The organism is Thermophagus sp. OGC60D27 (genome assembly GCF_052400625.1).
Taxonomy (GTDB): domain Bacteria; phylum Bacteroidota; class Bacteroidia; order Bacteroidales; family Marinilabiliaceae; genus Thermophagus.
Genome location: NZ_JBQTGH010000006.1, coordinates 166,560 through 186,170, shown reverse-complemented (window position 1 = coordinate 186,170; position 19,611 = coordinate 166,560). Strand labels below are relative to the sequence as shown.

Below are 19,611 nucleotides of genomic sequence, written 5' to 3'. Positions count from 1 at the left end.
GTGGATTTTTTTTGATCATTTCTAGGTTTTTTGCTTTGTTTACTGCTTATGTGCATGTCCTTCATTGCTTTTGAAAATTTTACACTCCTCGGAAAATATTTCAGTCCTGACAGCAATTTCAGCCATTCATCCTCTGTTAGCATAGAATTCATACCCCAAAACTAGCATCCCGAATCCCCTTAACCCGAATAATGCATTAGAATTTCGTCGTGAGAATTAAAAGTGCAATCAATCAAGAACTTGTTGAAATGAGGCATAGCACCGCTATGGTGAATGGAAACAAGTTAGCTTGCGACTTGATTGGCAGCAATTTTAATTCGTAATAGATGTTCTAATGCATTTTTCGGGCTTAACCACACTTTACCATACAAAAAAAAGGGTAATCCGTTAAAATTCCGGATCACCCTTTTTTCAATGTGGTGCCGCACCAGTTGGATTATTTAAACTCCTGACGACAGGATTTGAGTACACCCGTTAAGCGGGGATCCTCCGTGTCCGAAGACAACCCGAAGGTTGAGGCCTGCCCTTTTAACGAATAGTTTCACTCGGTATGTTTGTAGTGTTGAGTTTAACAATCAATTAATCCGGTGCGGCATATTTTTCATGCCTTCTTTTCAATGATCTTTATACTGCAAAAATAGCGCAAAATAGCATTGATTGCAACCTTTTGGACTCTTTAAATTCTTTATTTTTTGAATACTTTTGCAACCATGAATAAAACTCCCAGATATTCAGTTATTGATGTGGAAACTACCGGAGGAAAAGCAGGGGTGGGGCGCATCACCGAAATTGCTATTTTCGTTATGGAGGGGAAAGAGGTGGTGGACCAGTTGGTGACGCTCATTAATCCGGAAATGTCTATTCCTCCCTATATTAGCCGTCTTACCGGTATTACGGATGATATGGTGCAACAGGCTCCTCGCTTTTTTGAAGTGGCACGCAGAATAGTTGAGATCACCGAAAATACCATTTTTGTGGCTCACAATGCAACGTTCGATTACCAATTCATCCAAAAGGAATTTGAAAGTCTGGGCTATGAGTATGAGCGCGAAGTGCTGTGTACCGTAAAATTGTCGCGTAAGATTGTGCCGGGACTTCCCTCTTACAGCCTCGGCAAGTTGTGTCAAAGCCTGGGAATCCCTTTGTCCGATCGTCACAGGGCGGGGGGCGATGCCCATGCCACAGCTTTGCTGCTCAGATTTCTGATGGAGCAAACTGGCGACTTTATCTATCCTCAGAAAGCGTCGGTCTTCAAGCACCTTCATCCGGATCTGGACCTGAATCGACTGCGCGAATTGCCTCAAAAACCGGGAGTCTATTTTTTCTACGATGCCAACGGACAGGTTATTTATGTGGGAAAGAGTCGCAACATCCGAAAACGGGTATTTTCGCATTTGACAGCCAATGGTAAATCGAAGATTCGTTTGAAAGAGCAACTGGCCGAGGTGAGCTGCATGGTCACCGGGTCGGAGCTCATCGCTCTGATCATGGAGGCCGATGAAATAAAAAAACTGAAACCTGCTTTTAATAAAGCCCTTAAATCGAATAACCCCGCTTGGGGTATTTATCATTATGTGGACAGAAAGGGATATGTCCGATTCTTCGTGGACAGAATCAAAGGTAAGACTGAAAAACCCATGGATGCTTTTACTTCCAAAGTGAAAGCCAATAATCATTTGGCTCTTTGGGTGCAGGAGTATCATTTGTGCAGAAAGTTATCGGGTTTGGAAGAGAATAGTGGCGCATGTTTCAGCTATCACCTCAAGGGGTGCAATGGTGCTTGCCTGGGGATTGAAAACCCGGTGGAATATAACAAGCGGGCTTTGGGACTGCTGAAGCGTCAAAACTTCCCATATTCCAACTTTTTTATCGTCGACAATGGCCGGCATCCCGACGAAAAATCGTTTGTTTGGGTCGAGAGGGGGACCCTTAAAGGGTATGGTTGGTTTGGGGACGATGTTGTGGTAACCGAACCTTCTATGCTTGAAAATTTCCTCGCCGGCGGAGACGATAATCGCGATACTCGTCTCATCATCCGGGCATGGTTGGCGGCGAATAAAAATGATGTTCAGGTGATTAAATATTAGAAATTTATATCATTGGTTGTTAAGTATAACTGGAAGCTTGTATTCGACGTCAAATGGATTGATACGAGCTTCTCAGAGGCCCAAGCATGGGATGAAGGGGTGCAACCAATTGTTCTATCAATATCATGGATTTTTTGTCTTGATCAGATTAGATATCTTACCTGTTTGCTAAAAATCTGTTTTAATTCTGATGCTCACACAGGGAAGCAATGGATATCATATAATGTTTATTTCCCTTTTCTGCGCGGAAAATAGACATTGCTGCGGTTTACCCGCATGGGAAATACGCCTTGGTTGGCAAAACGAACATCTTCTATGGTGTAAAACGCTTTTGGATTGAATTCTTTGATCAGTTGAGCAGCCTCCTTAAAGCTTGAACGTTTAATTACGCAATAGATTACCGTTACTTCGCCGCGCGAACCCTGCGCATTGTGCCAGGTAACACCAAAGCCCGATTCCGATAGTTTACGCGCTAATTCAAGTCCGGGTTGTTGTGTGATTATTCGAAGATTAGCATACCCTAATGCAAGTTTTTCTTCAATTAACAATCCAATGTAATTGCCCGTCGCAAAACCCGCACTATAGGCAACAAAATAAAACCAGTTGTCCAAATTTTGAAATATCTTGGTCATGGCAATTAGCCAGATAAATATTTCAAAGAACCCCAGAAATGGAGCGATTACTTTTAAGCCTTTGGATATGAAAACTATCCGTATCGTGCCGATGGTTACATCCGATACTCGCGCAAAAAAGATTAATAGGGGAATCAATATCCAGGTGTGCAAGAAACTTTCCGATATCATCTTTATATCTTTTTATCCGGATGGATGGTTTTATTTTATTACAGGTCTGTTGGTTGCCACTGCAAGGCTACGTTTTCTTTTTCTTTCAAGATCGCCTTTTTTTTCGCAATTAACAAAGCAAGCAAAAAAGAACACCATTCAGCTGGAAACCCCAAATCTAAAATTTATAAAATACCGACATTCTTAAAACTCCGAAGTAAAATGAAACTTTATCCCCTTGAAACTTTCTTTGGCCATCTGCAACATATAGGCCGAGTCCGCCAGAAATACATCCCGGCCCGACTTGTCATGCGCCATATACTGGTGTTTCCGCCGCTTAAAATCGGCCAATTGTGCTTCATCCTCTGCTTCCAGCCAACAGGCTTTGTATAAATTGATGGGATCATATCGACATGAAGCACCGTATTCGTGTAAAAGACGATATTGAATTACTTCAAATTGAAGCGCACCAACCGTACCAATGATTTTACGACCATTGAACTGGCTCACAAAAAGCTGGGCAACCCCTTCATCCATCAGCTGATCGATGCCTTTGGCCAGCTGCTTCGACTTCATGGGGTCGGCATTTTCAATGTACCGAAACAGTTCTGGGGAAAAACTGGGCAAGCCTTTAAAATGTAAATCTTCTGTTTCGCTAAGACTGTCGCCAATCTTGAAGTTTCCGGAGTCGGGAATACCGATGATGTCGCCCGGATAAGCTTCGTCAACGATCGATTTTTTTTCGGCCATAAAGGCGGTTGGACTGCTGAATTTCATCTGCTTGCCCAGACGTACATGCTTATAATTGGTGTTACGTGCAAAACGTCCCGAACATATTTTTACAAAGGCGATCCGGTTCCGGTGGTTGGGATCCATATTGGCATGGATCTTAAACACAAAACCGCTGAACTTCTCTTCCTCGGGGTTCACCTGACGCTCTTCTGCCGTTGAGGGTAGCGGAGAAGGGGCTATCTCCAAAAAACAATGTAGCAATTCGCGTACACCAAAATTGTTTAATGCACTTCCAAAAAATACAGGTGCTTGTTTTCCCGCCAAATAACCAGCTTCCTCGAATGAGGGATATACGCCGTTGATAAGTTCCAGTTCTTCACGTAAATTGATGGCCATCGATTCCCCTATTTCTTTTTCCAAATTGGGGTCGGAAACTTCCAGACTGATCCCTTCTTCAACCACTTGTTTGTTGGGACTGAAAAGATAAAGATTTTGTTCATATAAGTTATATACTCCTCTGAAATCGGGGCCATTGCCAATGGGCCAACTCAACGGACGCACTTCAATATTGAGTTCTTTTTCAATTTCATCCAATAGATCAAAGGGGTCTCGAGAAGGACGGTCCATTTTGTTGACAAATACAATGACCGGCGTATTGCGCATCCGACACACTTCCATCAGCTTACGCGTTTGGGCTTCAACTCCTTTGGCCGCATCAATCACAATAATGACACTGTCTACCGCAGTAAGTGTGCGATAGGTGTCTTCGGCAAAATCTTGGTGTCCCGGTGTGTCTAATATGTTGACCTTATATCCTTTATATTCAAATCCCATGACCGACGTGGCAACCGATATCCCCCTTTGCTTCTCTATTTCCATGAAATCGGAGGTGGCACTCTTTTTTATTTTGTTGGATTTTACCGCTCCGGCAACGTGAATGGCTCCTCCAAATAGTAATAACTTCTCTGTCAGGGTGGTTTTCCCGGCATCGGGATGACTTACAATTCCAAAAGTACGGCGCCTTTTTATTTCTTCTTTAAATGTCATGTTGGCATATTTTTCAGCCTGCAAAATTAGTCATTGTAATCAAACCCCAAAGCTATTTCTTTAGTTTTCGGGGGTCAATCAATGAATTATTTATAGGGAAACCATAAATTGGTCTTTGATTCGCTTGATGGTTGAATTTTAACTTTTTAAAGATGAAACGAGCATGGCAATCGGGTTGCGATTAAAGAAGTTGTCTTAATTTTGGACAAGCTATGTGAATGCCATTCGGCTATCCATTTGTGAACTTTATACGATTTAATTAATGAGGGATATAGACTGAGATGAGCTTTCATGAATGGGACGACGTCCAAATGGTTCCTTTTGTTCAAATCAATTTAAAACATTAATGCTTCCTGATTGATGCAAAATGTCGAAATGGTTCAACAAATTCTTAGTTTTTTGTTTTATAAAATAACATTTATCATGTTTTCACCCGTTTTTTTCTAAATTTGTTTTTCCCTGTTTTTAGCAGAAGTGGATGCTGTAAAAATTAGGTGTGATTGATTGGACTCCTCATAAATAGTTTTGGATATAGGTCATGATGTTAGTTTGTCTTTTTATAACTTTGATAGAGTGGGTTAAAATGGGTTATCATACTTTTGATTAGGATGTAACTGAATGATAATTTTAGTCTGGATTGCAGATCTAAATAGGATTTTAAAATGCATAAGTGCTAGATAATAAATGTCATTGAAACAATTAATTATATTTTAAAATTAAGTCAACCATTGCTGTGGTAAAAAAATGATAAAGGACTATATAAAGCTGAATTCTAATAATCAATCAATTTATTTTTTGATGAAACGAGCATGACAATGTGAGATTGTCACAAAAGAGTATGTATTTACCTTCAATCATGCGAGTTCCATCCAACCAATAACTTAACTATAATTTATACGGATGAAAGTATTAAAATTTGGAGGCACTTCTGTCGGCTCTGCCGAAAATATAGCAAAAGTAAAGAGCATTGTGGAGGCCACTCAAGGTCCGGTGGTCGTGGTGGTGTCCGCTATTGGTGGCATTACCGATCGTCTGATCAGAGCAGCGCGAATGGCAGGGGACGGAAATTCTGGCTATGCTTCGGAAATAGATTATATCATCTCGATTCATCAGCAAATTATACAATCTTTGTTTCCCGATCCATCATCGAACGCGATCCAAATGGAATTGCTCCCCATGTTTGACGAGCTGAAATCCATCATTAAAGGGGTTTTTCTCACCCGTGAGTTGACGGATAAAAGCTTGGCCGGTATTTCCGGGTTTGGTGAACGATTATCGTCTAAGATTATTGCAGAGTTTCTGGGAGCCCAATGGTTTGACAGCCGACTTTACATCAAATCCTATGTGGAGTATGGAAGACCAAGGGCCGACCTTCACACTACCTATAAGTTGCTCGCGGAACTGAAGAACCGGTTGGGGAACCTTTCCCTTTTCCCGGGATTTATTTGCAGCAATGCTCAAAATGAAAATTCCACCTTAGGAAGAGGGGGATCCGACTATACGGCTTCGATTCTTGCTTCGGCTTTTGAGGCACAGATGCTGGAAATCTGGACCGATGTGGATGGATTTATGACTGCTGATCCTAAGATTATTAGTAGAGCCTATTGCATTAAACACTTGAGCTATGCCGAAGCTATGGAGTTGTCTCATTTCGGAGCAAAAGTGATTTATCCCCCTACTATTCTGCCTGTCTATCAGAAAAATATTCCAATTACCATTAAAAATACATTTAATCCCAACGCCCCGGGAACGTTGATCGACGGCGTGAAAGAAATTCCTGAAGAGCGACAGATTAAAGGGATTTCTTCTATTAAAAATGTGGCACTCCTTACCGTGCAGGGAATTGGAATGGTGGGCGTCTCAGGAATTGCCATGCGACTGTTTGCTTCGCTGGCGGAGAAGGAAGTTAACGTGATTCTGATTTCTCAGGCTTCTTCCGAAAACAGTATCAGCATCGTTATTGATAGCCGTCAAACCGATATTGCTCGCCATGCCATTGAGAAGGAATTTAAAAGAGAACTGGATGAGCGACAAATCAGCAATATTAACATCGATGATGAGATGGCCGTAGTGGCCATTGTGGGTGAAAATATGAAGCATACTACCGGAATGGCCGGCTTGCTGTTTAATAGCGTAGGCAAAAACGGGGTCAATGTGTATGCCATTGCACAAGGGGCTTCCGAACTCAATATTTCTTTTGTTATTAAGGAAAAGGATATTAAAAAGGCGTTGAATGTTATTCATGAAGCGTTTTTCTTGTCCGATTATTCTCGGCTTAATCTCTTTATCGTGGGTAAAGGTACGGTGGGAAGTAAGCTGATTCATAAAATTGCCACCCAAAGGGAAAAATTGATAAAAAACAATAGCCTTAAAATTAGAGTGGTTGGTTTGGCAGGAAGAAATACCATGGTCTTCGATAAAGATGGACTTAACCCTGAGAATGTGATCGAACAGCTTAATCGGGAAGGGATCCCGGGAAATGTCTCTTCGTTCCGAGATAGGATAATCGAAATGAACCTGGCCAATAGTGTTTTCGTTGATTGCAGTGCTAGTGAGGATGTGGCGGCATTATATCAATCTTTACTTGAAGCAAACGTCTCGGTGGTTACGGCCAATAAAATTGCCAGTTCTTCTTCTTTCGCTACTTATCGCAAGCTGAAAGAGACTGCACGTAAGAAAGGGGTGAAATTCTTTTATGAAACCAATGTGGGAGCCGGGTTGCCTATCATTGCGCCCATCAACGATCTGGTTCGAAGTGGTGAAAAGATTTTAAGGCTGGAAGCGGTACTTTCCGGTACGTTAAATTATATTGTTAATACCCTTTCGGAGGATCAACCACTGTCGCAGGTTATCATTGATGCTAAAGAAAAAGGATTTAGTGAACCCGACCCGAGAATTGATCTCAGTGGTACCGATGTGGTGCGTAAGGCTCTTATCCTTGCCAGGGAAGCTGGTTATCCCCTCGAACAGTCGGATGTGGAGGTGGAGCCTTTTGTGCCCCAAAGTTATCTCGAACTGCCCTCTTTGGAGCTTTTCATGGAGAAAATTAAGGAAATGGATGCGCTCTTTGAGGATAGAAGGAAAAAGGCGGTGGCCAACAATAAAAAATTACGTTATGCCGCTCAGATGACTGCCGACGGAAAGGCTAAAGTGGGATTGATAGAGGTGGATAGGATGCATCCGTTCTTCGATTTGGAAGGGAGCAACAATATTGTTTTGATATGGTCGGAACATTATTTCGAACATCCGATGCAGATTAAGGGGTATGGCGCCGGAGCTGATGTTACTGCTGCTGGAGTGCTGGCCGATATTATTAAGGTGGCAAATGTCTAACAAAAGGGCTGCCGGATTTGGCCGTTTTTTGTGGCAAATCAATATTTTGATGTTTATTTCAGGTAGAGATACTATTAAAAAAGGCTGCCCGCAATATTTGCGACAGCCTTTTTTTTGAGCGGAAAACGGGAGTCGAACCCGCGACCCTCAGCTTGGGAAGCTGATGCTCTACCACTGAGCTATTTCCGCTAATAATATTTTGAACTTCTTTTTTGTGTGGTTGCAAAAATAAGAAAAATTTCATTTTCTTGTCCTCATGTCACCTGCATTTTTTCTATACTGCTTTGCCTCCGGGGTATTTATTTTTTATTGATGCTGTGAGTTAGACTCTTTTATCTCTTCCTGATTTGCGATTTTCTTTTTGAGGAGTTCTACCAAGTTTTTTGTCTTCCGTTTTTTTGTCCGATCTTTTTTTCTTGCCCGGACGATCCATTTTTAAGGTTTCGGCTATGGGTTAAAGGTGGCATTTCATTGGACTACAGCATTAATGCTTTCAGATGGGCTTTTTTTTTATTTATGGCCGTTCCATAAAATGATTCAAATGGTTGAACAAAATAGGCCAAACAGTGGTTTTGATGAAAAACAAATGAACAACAACAACTTATTCTTATTTGGATTTGTTTTAAATAGATTAAATCTCTATTTTTGTCACTTGCATATTACAAAAATTAAACTCTATTGATATGTCAACATTTGAAATACTTATGCCCAAAATGGGTGAAAGCGTGGAAGAAGCTACTATTACTAAATGGTTCGTCAAAGTAGGCGATAAAGTTGAAGAAGACGATCCTTTACTTGAAATCGCGACAGATAAGGTGGACTCTGAAATTCCTTCTCCCGTGGCCGGAACAGTGAAAGAAATTAAATTTAATGTTGATGATGTGGTTCCGGTTGGTACCGTCGTGGCTATCGTTGCTTTGGAAGGTGAGGAGAGTGATGACGTTGCCGAAGAAAAGCCTAAAGAGATTCCTACCGACAAAGAGGCGCCGGCTCCGAAAAATGATACTCCTAAGGTGGTGAAGGATGAAACGAAAGATGCTCCCCAAAGCGATCGATTCTATTCTCCTTTGGTTAAAAGTATTGCTAAAGAAGAGGGTATTTCTTTCGAAGAACTTGATGCCATACCGGGAAGCGGTAAGGATGGTCGGGTAACCAAAGATGATATTATGAATTATCTGAGTAGTAAAAAGTCCGGTGAACCCACTGCTAAAGAAGCGCCTTCTGCCGCCTTGGCTAAACCTTCACCGAATGTACAGGCTCCTAAAGTATCTGCAAGTGCTGAAGATGAGATTGTGGAAATGGATCGAATGAGAAAGTTGATCGCGGATCATATGGTGATGTCGAAACAGGTTTCGCCTCATGTTACTTCTGTGGTGGAGGCAGATGTTACTAATCTGGTGATTTGGAGAAATAAAGTTAAAAATCAATTCCAGGAAAAGTATGGAGAGAAACTGACTTTTATGCCTCTGTTCGCTGAAGCGGTGGCCAAAGCTCTTCGTGATTTCCCGGGTGTGAATGTTTCGGTAGATGGTTATAATATTATTAAAAGAAGAAATGTGAACATTGGTATTGCGGTGGCTTTGCCGTCGGGCAACCTTATTGTGCCGGTGGTGAAACAGGCAGATCAAAAAAATATTGTGGGTCTAGCCTCAGATATTAACCGTCTGGCCGATGCTGCTCGAAATAATAAATTGACCAGTGACGATATCCAGGGAGGTACTTTTACCATCACCAACTTCGGATCTTTTAAAAATACAATCGGAACGCCGATTATCAATCAACCGCAGGTAGCAATTCTGGCAACCGGCACGATTGAGAAAAAACCGGCTGTCATTGAAACCCCTGAAGGCGATGCTATTGCCATCCGTCACAAGATGTTCTTGTCGCTCTCTTACGACCACCGGGTTGTGGATGGAGCACTGGGAGGTATGTTCCTTCGCAGAATTGCCGATTATCTGGAAAAGGCAGATATTAATAGGGGGGTATGATTCGAATGTATCGCTTTACCATAAATATTTTGTTTGGTGGAAATTTTTTAATCGTGCAGTTTAATTCGCGTTTTTAAAATTTTCTATTGTCAAAACCAAGTCTTTAAACAAGATTTATGTAAGGCTAAAATAAATTCTTTAAAGAGGGTGTACAATGTACTTGGGTGGTGGTCGATACTTTCTTTTGCTGTTTGAAATCGAGTACAACCTATGGTCGTTATTAAACTTAACTGAACGACAGATGTTTTCGGTGAAATTAAAAGTAAATTTTATGGAATGAAACGAGCATGACGATTTAGGATCGCCACAAAGGCAATGTATAAATCTGGTTCATGCGAGTTCCATCAGACCAATAACTTATATAAATTCTATACGGATGAAAAGTAATGTTCAGGAAAAATACTCGGTTAAGAAGACCGATAAAGAAACGCTTCTTAAATGGTATTATCTTTTATTCCTGGGGCGTACGCTGGATGAACGTGCTCCCAATTATTTAAAACAAGCCATTGGGTGGTCCTATCATGCCCCGGCTGCCGGACATGACGCTATTCAGCTGGCAATTGGTCAGAAATTCAGAAAAAACAAAGACCATTTATTCCCTTATTACAGGGATCTCCAAACTTGTGTCTCGGCTGGTATGACCGCCGAAGAAATCATTTATAATGGGATCTCTAAAGACGCGGATGTGGCTGGCGGTGGTCGTCATATGTCTAACCATTTTGCAAAACCTTCCTGGAATATCCATAATGTAAGTTCTGCTACCGGGAACCATACCCTTCATGCGGTAGGATTGGGACGTGCTTTGAAAACATATGATGTGAAAGACGCTGTGGTATTTAGTTCGCAAGGTGAAAGCTCTGTTTCTGAAGGGTATGTTTATGAGGCCATTAATGGTGCTTCGCGTGAAATGCTACCGGTGGTTTTTGTCTTTCAGGATAATGGCTATGGTATCTCTGTTCCCAAAGAAGATCAAACGGCGAACCGAAAAAATGCAAGAAACTTTGAAGGTTTTAAAAACCTCAGAGTGATCTATTGTAACGGAAAGGATGTTTTTGATTCCATGAATGCAATGGAGGAGGCGGTTGATTGGGTCTTTAAAAAGCAAAGTCCAGTAATCGTCCATGCCAATTGTGTCAGAATTGGGCCCCACTCCAATTCCGATAGACATGAACTTTATAGGGACCAGAATGAACTTCATTATGTATCCCAATATGATCCTCTGGCGAAATACAGAAGAATGCTGCTGAGGTATGAGCGCGCTACAGAGCAGGAGTTGAAGGAAATTGAAGAAAAAGTGGCTCAAGAGGTTAAAGCGGCTCATAAAAAAGCCCTGAAGGCGCCCGATCCTAAACCGGAATCAATTCATGATTTTGTTATCCCGGATCCATATAAAAGTTCTAAATATCCCGATGGGACGCATAATGCTGATGGGGAGCCTATTAAATTGATTCAGGCGCTCAACGAAACGCTTAAGGCGGAATTCCGACATAATCCAGATACCTATATCTGGGGACAGGATATTGCCAATAAGGATAAGGGGGGGGTCTTTAATGTTTCTAAAGGGATGCAACAGGAATTCGGTAAGAAAAGGGTTTTCAACGCTCCTATTGCTGAGGACTATATTCTGGGAACTGCCAATGGAATGTCCCGATTCGATAAAAAACTCAGAATCGTGGTCGAGGGGGCTGAGTTTGCTGATTATTTCTGGCCTGCTATGGAACAGTATGTGGAAACAACTCATGAATACTGGAGAACTAAAGGGCAATTCTCGCCTAATATTACGATACGGCTGGCTTCCGGTGGGTATATCGGTGGTGGTTTGTATCATTCTCAAACGACTGAAGGGGCTTTGGCCACTTTTCCTGGTGTGAGGGTCGTCTATCCTTCTTTTGCCGATGATGCTGCCGGGTTGTTGCGTACTTCGATCCGGTCGGAAGGGTTGACGCTTTTTCTGGAACCAAAAGCGCTCTATAATTCTCCGAAAGCGGCAACCGTCGTGCCAGATGATTTTGAAGTGCCTTTTGGAAAGGCAAGGGTCAGAAGAAATGGCCAGCATCTGACGATGATTACTTATGGTAATACAACTCATATGTGTCTTGAAGCGGCGGAAAAGCTGAGTAAGGAAGATGGCATCGAGACGGAGGTTATTGATATTCGGTCTTTGATACCGCTTGATAAAGAGACGATTTTCAAATCGTTGGAAAAAACTTCCAGAGCGTTGATTGTTCATGAAGATAAGGTGTTTGGTGGCTTTGGTGGTGAGCTGGCGGCTGTCATCGCTGAGGAGGCCTTTACTTTACTAGATGCGCCTGTGAAACGAGTGGGTGCCGAATTTACACCTATTGGATTTAATCGCATTCTCGAAGCGGCTATTTTACCTAATTCGGGTAAGATCCTTAATGCGGCTCGAGATTTGCTTGCTTTTTGATGTGGTATCCTTCGTTTAACTAATTTTTAATACGTCATTTCACTATGAAAAAGATAGGTATTTTTTATAATTTCCAAACGCATAAAACCAAACAGCAGGTTAAAAAGATTATTAAACAGCTAGGCGAAAAGTATGTGGAGGAGGTCAATCTGGATGATGCAACGCATCAAGATGTGGAAAAGTTTGACTTTTTCATCTTTGCGGTGCCTACCTGGTTTGATGGGGAACTTCCGTATTACTGGGATGAATTTTTGCCGACTATTGAAGATGATGATTTAAAGGGCAAAAAGTTTGCTCTATTTGGAGGGGGTGACCAGAAAAAATATCCTGAATTTTTTGTGGATGGTCTGGGAATTATGGCGGAATTTATTGAAAAGCGTGGTGGTGAAGTTGTGGGTTTCACTTCTACCGAAGGGTATAATTTTGAATCTTCCAGAGCTCAACGTGGCGATCAGTTTGTTGGACTGGCACTTGATATTGAAAATCAGGCGGCGTTAACTGATGAGAGAATCGAAAAATGGGTGGCAGATTTAAAAAAAGCTTTCCAGGTTAAGTAAATAGATTGGTTTCGTCTTATTGTTTGTTCTTTTTTATTTGTGATGGACAAACGTAAAAGTCCTTTTAAATTCGGACTTTAAACGCTCTTAATTATGTTTTATTTATTTTTTAAAGAGTGTTTGTAGTTTAAGTTCTTCTTTTCTTGCGAATGTGTAGTTTTTTAAAGGTCAAGTCTGAGTTAATTTTCAGGCTTGGCCTTTTTTTTTGTTGAGTTTTGCTTGTCGGTTTTTTCTTGCACGTGAGTGTTGTCTTTTTGAAATAGAATGGTTGAGGATAGGATAGGAGTGACCCTGTACAAGTGGTGTTTTTATTGATTTACATTTGTAACCCTAATTAATTAACGGGTTCATCATTTGTAAAAAGGCTATACAATATGTGTTATAATTCACAATTTCAATCCTTTACAGTATTTATATGAAGTGAAAATAAAATATTACAAGCACAAAGGATGAATATTTATACAAAAGTATTAATTTATTGTGATTCTCAATTATTATATGCCTAATATTCTATTATTTACCTGTTTTATCTGGATAGTTACTTTAATTGTAATTTTGAACGATTAATTAAACTGTGTACAAATGCTTTACGGATTGCATTTTGAAAGAAATCAATATAGTGGTAACCTTTTTAAATGTTATAGTTGCTGGATAATATTCGTCTTTATTCATTATATTTCAACATTATATAGTCTTTTATTGCATCCATTTGTGGTTATAGTAATTTGATGTGAAATATTAAGATCCTATAATCGATGGCAGGGGTTTACATATGTATTAAAACATTTACATTAACTAATACAAATGGAAATTGCCTATAAATTACATTTGTATTGGTTTTTTGTTACATTTGTGCTTGATTACACAGGTGTCATTTACTTTAATTGCCATGAAAGATCGATTACAGGAAATATTGAGACAGGAAAACCTTACTCCAGCCAGATTTGCAGAATTGGTTGGGGTACAGCGATCCAGTGTTAGCCATATCTTATCGGGTAGAAATAACCCTAGTCTCGATTTTTTACAGAAGATTTTGGCCAATTTTGAACATATCAATCCGGACTGGTTAATCTCAGGGAAGGGAGCTTATAAACGTTCGTCCGGCTCTGCAAAGTCTGTAGCTGGGGCGGATAATATGAATTTTTCCGGTAAAATCCTTTTCCCTGAGAAGAAAGAAGCTAAAGAGGAAGAACGTGCACCTTATTTTCGGAAAAAAGTGGTGTCGCCTCCACCGGGAGATCCAAATAAGCATCAAGAGGGATCTTATGGGAGTACTACGACTGATTCCGGTGGGAAAACAAACTCAAAAAGGATTGTTAAAACCATTTTGTTTTATGATGACAATACTTTTGAGGTTTTTCGCCCTGCCTGATATTGGGAGAACTGAGGCGCTTTAGAAACTCAGGATTTTCTCCCCGGATTAATTTTGAGTTAGGATGGATCGATAGATGTATTTATAGGTTATTTTAATATCAAGGGAGACTTCATTCGTTTCTTTGTTCTTTCCTCGCTCTTTTGGCTTTATATATTCTTCAGGTTTTCTATATTTGCATCATTGTGCATGTTACTTTTTGAAATTTTATCAAGTTTACTTTTGTAAACTATCAATTGTGGTGTAAATGTGTAAACAAAAGAAATTTATAGAGGATTTTGTGGTAATAGAGAATCAACGCCAAACCAGCGAATTTGTTATCCTTACACTGAGGCATCCAGGCAGACTGCCTCGAATGTTCCCTGGACAGTTTGTGGAAGTAAAGGTGGAGGGAGCGTCTGGTACCTATCTTCGAAGGCCTTTGTCTATTCACGATGTGGATTACGACAATAATTCGCTAAAACTATTAATTCAGGAGGTTGGTGAAGGAACACGTCGCCTATCTTCATTGAAAACTGGAGAAAAAGTTAATTTGATCTTTCCGCTTGGGAACCATTATTCGTTGCCTTCTTCCCCAAATGTGTTACTCATTGGAGGAGGATGTGGTGTGGCGCCTCTTCTCTTTTTGGGGCGTTACTTAATGGAAAATGGTATTAATCCGAGGTTTTTAATTGGGGCCCGATCTTCTGATCAATTAGTTGAATTGGATGCTTACCGCAGACTTGGTGAGGTTTATGTTACTACGGAAGATGGTTCTGAGGGGACCAAAGGGTATGTTATTCACCATCCGGTGATGAAAACTTTTGAACCCGATTTTGATTGGATATATACATGTGGACCGGAGCCGATGATGAAAGTGCTGGCTAGATATGCTAAGGATAGAGAAATTGTGTGTGAGGTCTCGCTCGAAAATATGATGGCTTGCGGTATTGGTGCTTGTCTTTGCTGTGTAGCACCTACTGTTGATGGGAATAAGTGTACATGTACAGAAGGACCTGTTTTTAATGCTAATTATTTGAAATGGTAGATTTATCGATTAATATTGGTGATTTGCAACTGAAAAATCCTGTGATGACTGCTTCCGGTACCTTTGGATATGGATTGGAATATCAGGATTTTATCGATGTGAATGGTTTAGGTGGTATTGTGGTTAAAGGTACAACCGGGCAACACCGGGAAGGGAATCCTTATCCCCGTATGGCTGAAACACCGCATGGGATGCTTAATGCAGTTGGTTTGCAGAACAAAGGGGTGGATGTGTTTATTGATCAGATTTGGCCGAAAATTTCTTCTTTTAAAACACATGTCTTGGTAAATGTCTCTGGTTCTACTGTGGAAGAATATGTGGAGACGGCATCTAAATTGGCGGAAGTAAAGGGAATTCCTGGTATTGAATTGAATATTTCCTGTCCTAATGTAAAAGAAGGGGGGATGACTTTTGGAACCAGTTGTGCTTCGGCTAGGGAGGTTACCAGAGCAGTTCGTGAAGTGTTTCCACGACATTTAATGGTTAAGTTGTCGCCAAATGTAACGGATATTGCGGAGATTGCCAAGGAGGTGGAAGAGGCTGGGGCCGACTCTGTGTCTCTCATTAATACTGTGTTAGGAATGGCTATTGATGCGGAAACCAGACGTCCTCTATTGTCGACTGTTACAGGCGGTTTGTCGGGGCCTTGTATTAAGCCGATTGCTTTACGAATGGTTTGGCAGGTGTCTAAAGCAGTGAATATCCCGGTTGTTGGTTTAGGGGGAATCTCCTCTGCACAAGATGCTATTGAATTTCTTTTGGCTGGGGCTTCTGCAATACAAGTAGGGACAGCGAATTTTGTGGACCCTCGTATTTCTCAACTGATTATTGATGGATTGGAGGATTATTTAATTCGACATAACATTAATAGGATTAGTGACTTAATTGGTGCACTGGAAGTTTAAGGGGATTTTTGATTTAGCGGTATTGATCTTCGTTTTATTTGGCTGCTTGAATTCATTTGGGTTGGTTTGAAATAGTATTTTGATATGACTTATAGATATTTTTCGGGAATTACAAAAGTAAACAAAGGGCTATTTACTCTTGTAAACTTCAGTGTTTTGGTGAATTGTTTTATAAAAATAGTGCTCTTTGTGGGGCTTTTTTTTTATTTTTCACTTGAGGTAGTGGCTCAAAGCATTCCCAAATTGTCAGAAAAAGCTTCGATTTCCGTTTTAACATGTGCACCAGGGGATGAATTGTACTCACTTTTTGGCCATACGGCGATACTGGTCTCTGACCCAGAACAGAACATTGATCTTACATTTAATTACGGTACTTTTGATTTTGGTACGCCTTTCTTTTATCTCAAATTTAGTCATGGTAATCTCGATTATTTATTGTCTGTTACCTCTTTCAAAAATTTTCTTCGGGAATATTTTATTTCAGGTAGGTCGGTGTGGAAACAGGAACTGAATCTTTCTCTGAAACAAAAGAGTGAGTTATTTAAGGCTTTGATGATCAATGCTAGGCCTGAAAACCGAGCTTATAGATACGATTTCTTTTACGATAATTGTGCTACACGTGTGGCGGATATTGTTCTTGCGCAGATGCCCCAAAATCTGTCGTTTGGTAATTTTTCACCTTCTGAAAATCTGTCGTTCAGGGAGGCAATTCATCCATTTCTAGAAAAAAAACCTTGGGTAAAATTGGGAATCGATTTGGTTTTGGGTGCCAGAGCGGATGTGGTGACGGATTCTCTTTCTATAATGTTTCTCCCTGCTCATCTTATGGAGCAATTTACTGGTATTCAATTTGTAGGTTCAGATGGTAGCCAAACTGAACTGGTAAATGAGCAATCGATGGTTTTGGACTTTTCTGATCAGAAAATCGTTTCTCATACTCCGGTTTCTCCAGCCTTGATTATATGGCTTACCACTTTTGTATTGTTATTGTTATCCATTGCTGAGTTTTTTGGTGCTATCAATCTTAAAATTTTCGATATTTTTCTTTTTTGTGTTACTGGCTTGGCCGGATTGGTTATCTTTTACCTGGCTTTTTTTTCCAGTCATTTAGTAACTAGCCCAAATTGGAATCTGCTATGGGCAAATCCTTTGTGGCTGGTTTTAATTAAACGGACCACCTCGGGATTTTCTAAGCTAATTAAATTTTTGCTTCAGATTTTGCTGTTGCTGTTTTTTGTGTCTTTATTTTTTACGCCCCAATTTATTCCGAATGCTTTTGTGGCTATTTCTCTATTATTGTTTTTTCGATCTTCTCCAGTGTTTAAATGGATGGTATTGAAGTGGGGACGATAGTTGTTGTAATCCAATTGCATTTGGAATAGCGTACTCTCATGGGGTATATTATGATAAACAAGTTGATCATTGTCGATAAATGATTGAGTAAAATTCTAATACACTCATTTTTTTTCTTAAACTGTTTTATAATTCGTTAGTTTTTAATAAAATCACTATTTTTGTGGATACAAATCACAGGGTTATATAATGAATTTATTTCATTATATCCGAAAAAGTTGTTTAGTGATTGGACAATAAGAATGATGTTTAACAACATTTTCGGTTATAATTATTGAAATTATGAGAAAACATAAGGCCGTTTTCCTAATATTTGCAGGTATTCTAGCTGGATTGACTTCTAAATATATTACAGGACCTTCCATACAATCCTTTGGTACTGACTTTACCCCGCCGGAGCCAAGCGTCTCTTCTTTGAGAATATCTGGTTTTTTTTCTGATGATCCGGCTTTTTACCAGATTGATCATTCGGTAAAAAGATTTCTGGATAGAAATGAAATGGTAGGAGCCTCAGTAGCCATTGCCAAAGAGGGAAACTTGATTTTTTCTAAAGGTTATGGATGGGCTGACAAGGAAAACCGGATTCGAACTGAGCCTTATCATCTGTTTCGGGTAGCTAGTGTTTCTAAGCTTATTACAGCTGCCGGAATCATGAAGCTGGTTGAGGCAGGAAAGCTTAGTCTAAATGATTATGTTTTTGGCCCGAATGGAATTTTGAATGAATATCCCTATGATTCTTATTTGGATAAAAAGGTTGAACAGATAAAAGTTATTCATCTCCTCAATCATTCAGGTGGCTGGACCAATCGCTGGGGGGATCCAATGTTTATTCCTCAGGCTGTGGCTAAGGCATTAAATAAGGATCTCCCGGTAGATGCAACGGATATTATTAGGTTTATGCTGGGAAAACGATTGCATTTTAAACCTGGTACGCGCTCTTCTTATTCTAACTTTGGTTATGCTATCCTTGGTAAAGTTATTGAAAAGGCTAGTGGTGAGGAGTATGAAGCTTTTATAAAGACTAATTTGTTGTACCCGTTAGGTATCTTCGATATGCAAATTGGGGGCAGTTATCTAACGGAAAGGAAGGAGTTGGAAGTTAAATATTACGAACCGGCTGATTCTTATTTGGTAAGGGATCACCAAAGCGAAAATAAAATGGTTCCCAGAAGCTATGGAGGAAATGATATCCAAACATTAGGTCCTGCTGGTGGATGGATCGCTTCTGCTACTGATCTGCTTAAATTTATGCTTGCCATCGATGGCTTGAATATTCCTGACGATATTCTTTCCAGAGAATCTATAGAAATTATGACGACTCCTGTAAAGCCGTATTTAGATCCTATTGGGTGGAGGGGAATTAAAACTCATTCTTGGTACCGTACAGGAACCTTGGCAGGGACTTCAGCCTTGATGGTGCGACGGGAGGATGGCTTTTCTTATGTGGTGTTATTTAATAGCAGCACTTGGAAAGGGCCAATGCTTTCAACTGACATCAGAAATATGATGGATTTTGCTATTAGGAGGACTTCTGATTGGCCCCAATATAATTTATTTGATTTGGCAAGTGCATGGAAAGAATAAACGTTGATTTTCTTTAGTCCGTACTATATATTATTTTAGCATTGTAGAATAAAATTATAATGAATCGAAGTTTCTTTCCTTGTTTTGATTTTAGAAGCTTTTATTAAATGACTTTTTTCAATTTTATTTCTTCTCTTAAAGAATCTAAGTTATTCATTCGCAATTTCATTTTTTTCAGTTGGATTTTATTCTCAAATGGATGTCTGCGAATTATTTTAGATGTGATGTCTTTGATATTTTTTTAAGTCTTATTCTGTATAAAAACAAGTCCCAATTGAGTTTGTTAGGGATAATTTGGACATTGGTCTAAATAAAGTGACCAAGTCAAGGTTTAGGTGGAAAAATCAATTATACCTCTGTCTTATAATTGACATTATGTTTATTTAGACACATATAAAGAAAACGGCTGAAGGTTT

The 19,611-nt window shown here is 40.0% G+C and carries 12 protein-coding genes and 1 tRNA gene; 10 read left to right on the top strand and 3 right to left on the bottom strand.

The genetic code is table 11. The annotated features are described in order from the left end of the window. Positions 1-692: 692 nt before the first annotated feature. Positions 693-2,087 (top strand): exonuclease domain-containing protein, encoded by a 1,395-nt coding sequence (locus ACT29H_RS09065; RefSeq protein ID WP_444821302.1) that lies wholly within the window; start codon positions 693-695, stop codon positions 2,085-2,087. 227 nt (positions 2,088-2,314) lie between these two features. Here ACT29H_RS09065 and ACT29H_RS09060 read toward each other — a convergent pair whose 3' ends face one another. Then, a complete protein-coding gene (locus ACT29H_RS09060) occupies positions 2,315-2,890 on the bottom strand; it encodes a DUF2179 domain-containing protein (RefSeq protein ID WP_444821301.1) in 576 nt (191 codons plus the stop codon). 183 nt (positions 2,891-3,073) lie between these two features. Beyond that, positions 3,074-4,648: a peptide chain release factor 3 gene (locus ACT29H_RS09055; RefSeq protein ID WP_444821300.1), complete on the bottom strand. Its 1,575-nt coding sequence runs from the start codon at positions 4,646-4,648 to the stop codon at positions 3,074-3,076. Positions 4,649-5,548: 900 nt separating this feature from the next. Here ACT29H_RS09055 and thrA point away from each other — a divergent pair. After that, positions 5,549-7,981, top strand: a complete 2,433-nt coding sequence (gene thrA / locus ACT29H_RS09050) for a bifunctional aspartate kinase/homoserine dehydrogenase I (RefSeq protein ID WP_444821299.1) — start codon at positions 5,549-5,551, stop codon at positions 7,979-7,981. Positions 7,982-8,098: 117 nt separating this feature from the next. Here the strand turns inward: thrA and ACT29H_RS09045 are convergent. Next, positions 8,099-8,170 (bottom strand) — tRNA-Gly (locus ACT29H_RS09045). Between the two features lie 494 nt (positions 8,171-8,664). Here ACT29H_RS09045 and ACT29H_RS09040 point away from each other — a divergent pair. The 8 genes from ACT29H_RS09040 (at position 8,665) to ACT29H_RS09005 (ending at position 19,195) form a co-directional block, all read left to right on the top strand. Beyond that, the gene (locus ACT29H_RS09040) at positions 8,665-9,969 is read left to right on the top strand and encodes a dihydrolipoamide acetyltransferase family protein (protein ID WP_444821298.1); all 1,305 of its coding nucleotides are present in this window, start codon (positions 8,665-8,667) and stop codon (positions 9,967-9,969) included. A 376-nt stretch (positions 9,970-10,345) separates the two neighbouring features. Then, the gene (locus ACT29H_RS09035) at positions 10,346-12,397 is read left to right on the top strand and encodes an alpha-ketoacid dehydrogenase subunit alpha/beta (RefSeq protein WP_444821297.1); all 2,052 of its coding nucleotides are present in this window, start codon (positions 10,346-10,348) and stop codon (positions 12,395-12,397) included. A gap of 44 nt (positions 12,398-12,441) precedes the next feature. Next, positions 12,442-12,954 (top strand): flavodoxin, encoded by a 513-nt coding sequence (locus ACT29H_RS09030; protein ID WP_444821296.1) that lies wholly within the window; start codon positions 12,442-12,444, stop codon positions 12,952-12,954. Between the two features lie 889 nt (positions 12,955-13,843). Continuing rightward, on the top strand, positions 13,844-14,326 hold the full coding sequence (locus ACT29H_RS09025) for a helix-turn-helix domain-containing protein (RefSeq protein WP_444821295.1): 483 nt from the start codon (positions 13,844-13,846) through the stop codon (positions 14,324-14,326). Between the two features lie 247 nt (positions 14,327-14,573). Next, entirely contained in the window at positions 14,574-15,353 is a 780-nt protein-coding gene (locus ACT29H_RS09020; protein WP_444821294.1) for a dihydroorotate dehydrogenase electron transfer subunit, read from the top strand. Continuing rightward, entirely contained in the window at positions 15,347-16,258 is a 912-nt protein-coding gene (locus ACT29H_RS09015; RefSeq protein WP_444821293.1) for a dihydroorotate dehydrogenase, read from the top strand. The genes ACT29H_RS09020 and ACT29H_RS09015 overlap by 7 nt, the downstream gene beginning before the upstream one ends. An 84-nt stretch (positions 16,259-16,342) precedes the next feature. Then, positions 16,343-17,611 (top strand): Lnb N-terminal periplasmic domain-containing protein, encoded by a 1,269-nt coding sequence (locus ACT29H_RS09010; RefSeq protein WP_444821292.1) that lies wholly within the window; start codon positions 16,343-16,345, stop codon positions 17,609-17,611. A 282-nt stretch (positions 17,612-17,893) separates the two neighbouring features. Continuing rightward, on the top strand, positions 17,894-19,195 hold the full coding sequence (locus tag ACT29H_RS09005) for a serine hydrolase domain-containing protein (protein WP_444821291.1): 1,302 nt from the start codon (positions 17,894-17,896) through the stop codon (positions 19,193-19,195). Positions 19,196-19,611: the final 416 nt, after the last annotated feature.

Excerpts from the sequence above, each read along its gene's own strand:
- ACT29H_RS09060 (WP_444821301.1), bottom strand. The coding sequence starts at position 2,890 with ATGATATCGGAAAGTTTCTTGCACACCTGGATATTGATTCCCCTATTA.
- ACT29H_RS09055 (WP_444821300.1), bottom strand. The coding sequence starts at position 4,648 with ATGACATTTAAAGAAGAAATAAAAAGGCGCCGTACTTTTGGAATTGTA.
- thrA (WP_444821299.1), top strand. The coding sequence starts at position 5,549 with ATGAAAGTATTAAAATTTGGAGGCACTTCTGTCGGCTCTGCCGAAAAT.
- ACT29H_RS09040 (WP_444821298.1), top strand. The coding sequence starts at position 8,665 with ATGTCAACATTTGAAATACTTATGCCCAAAATGGGTGAAAGCGTGGAA.
- ACT29H_RS09035 (WP_444821297.1), top strand. The coding sequence starts at position 10,346 with ATGAAAAGTAATGTTCAGGAAAAATACTCGGTTAAGAAGACCGATAAA.
- ACT29H_RS09030 (WP_444821296.1), top strand. The coding sequence starts at position 12,442 with ATGAAAAAGATAGGTATTTTTTATAATTTCCAAACGCATAAAACCAAA.
- ACT29H_RS09025 (WP_444821295.1), top strand. The coding sequence starts at position 13,844 with ATGAAAGATCGATTACAGGAAATATTGAGACAGGAAAACCTTACTCCA.
- ACT29H_RS09020 (WP_444821294.1), top strand. The coding sequence starts at position 14,574 with ATGTGTAAACAAAAGAAATTTATAGAGGATTTTGTGGTAATAGAGAAT.
- ACT29H_RS09015 (WP_444821293.1), top strand. The coding sequence starts at position 15,347 with ATGGTAGATTTATCGATTAATATTGGTGATTTGCAACTGAAAAATCCT.
- ACT29H_RS09010 (WP_444821292.1), top strand. The coding sequence starts at position 16,343 with ATGACTTATAGATATTTTTCGGGAATTACAAAAGTAAACAAAGGGCTA.
- ACT29H_RS09005 (WP_444821291.1), top strand. The coding sequence starts at position 17,894 with ATGAGAAAACATAAGGCCGTTTTCCTAATATTTGCAGGTATTCTAGCT.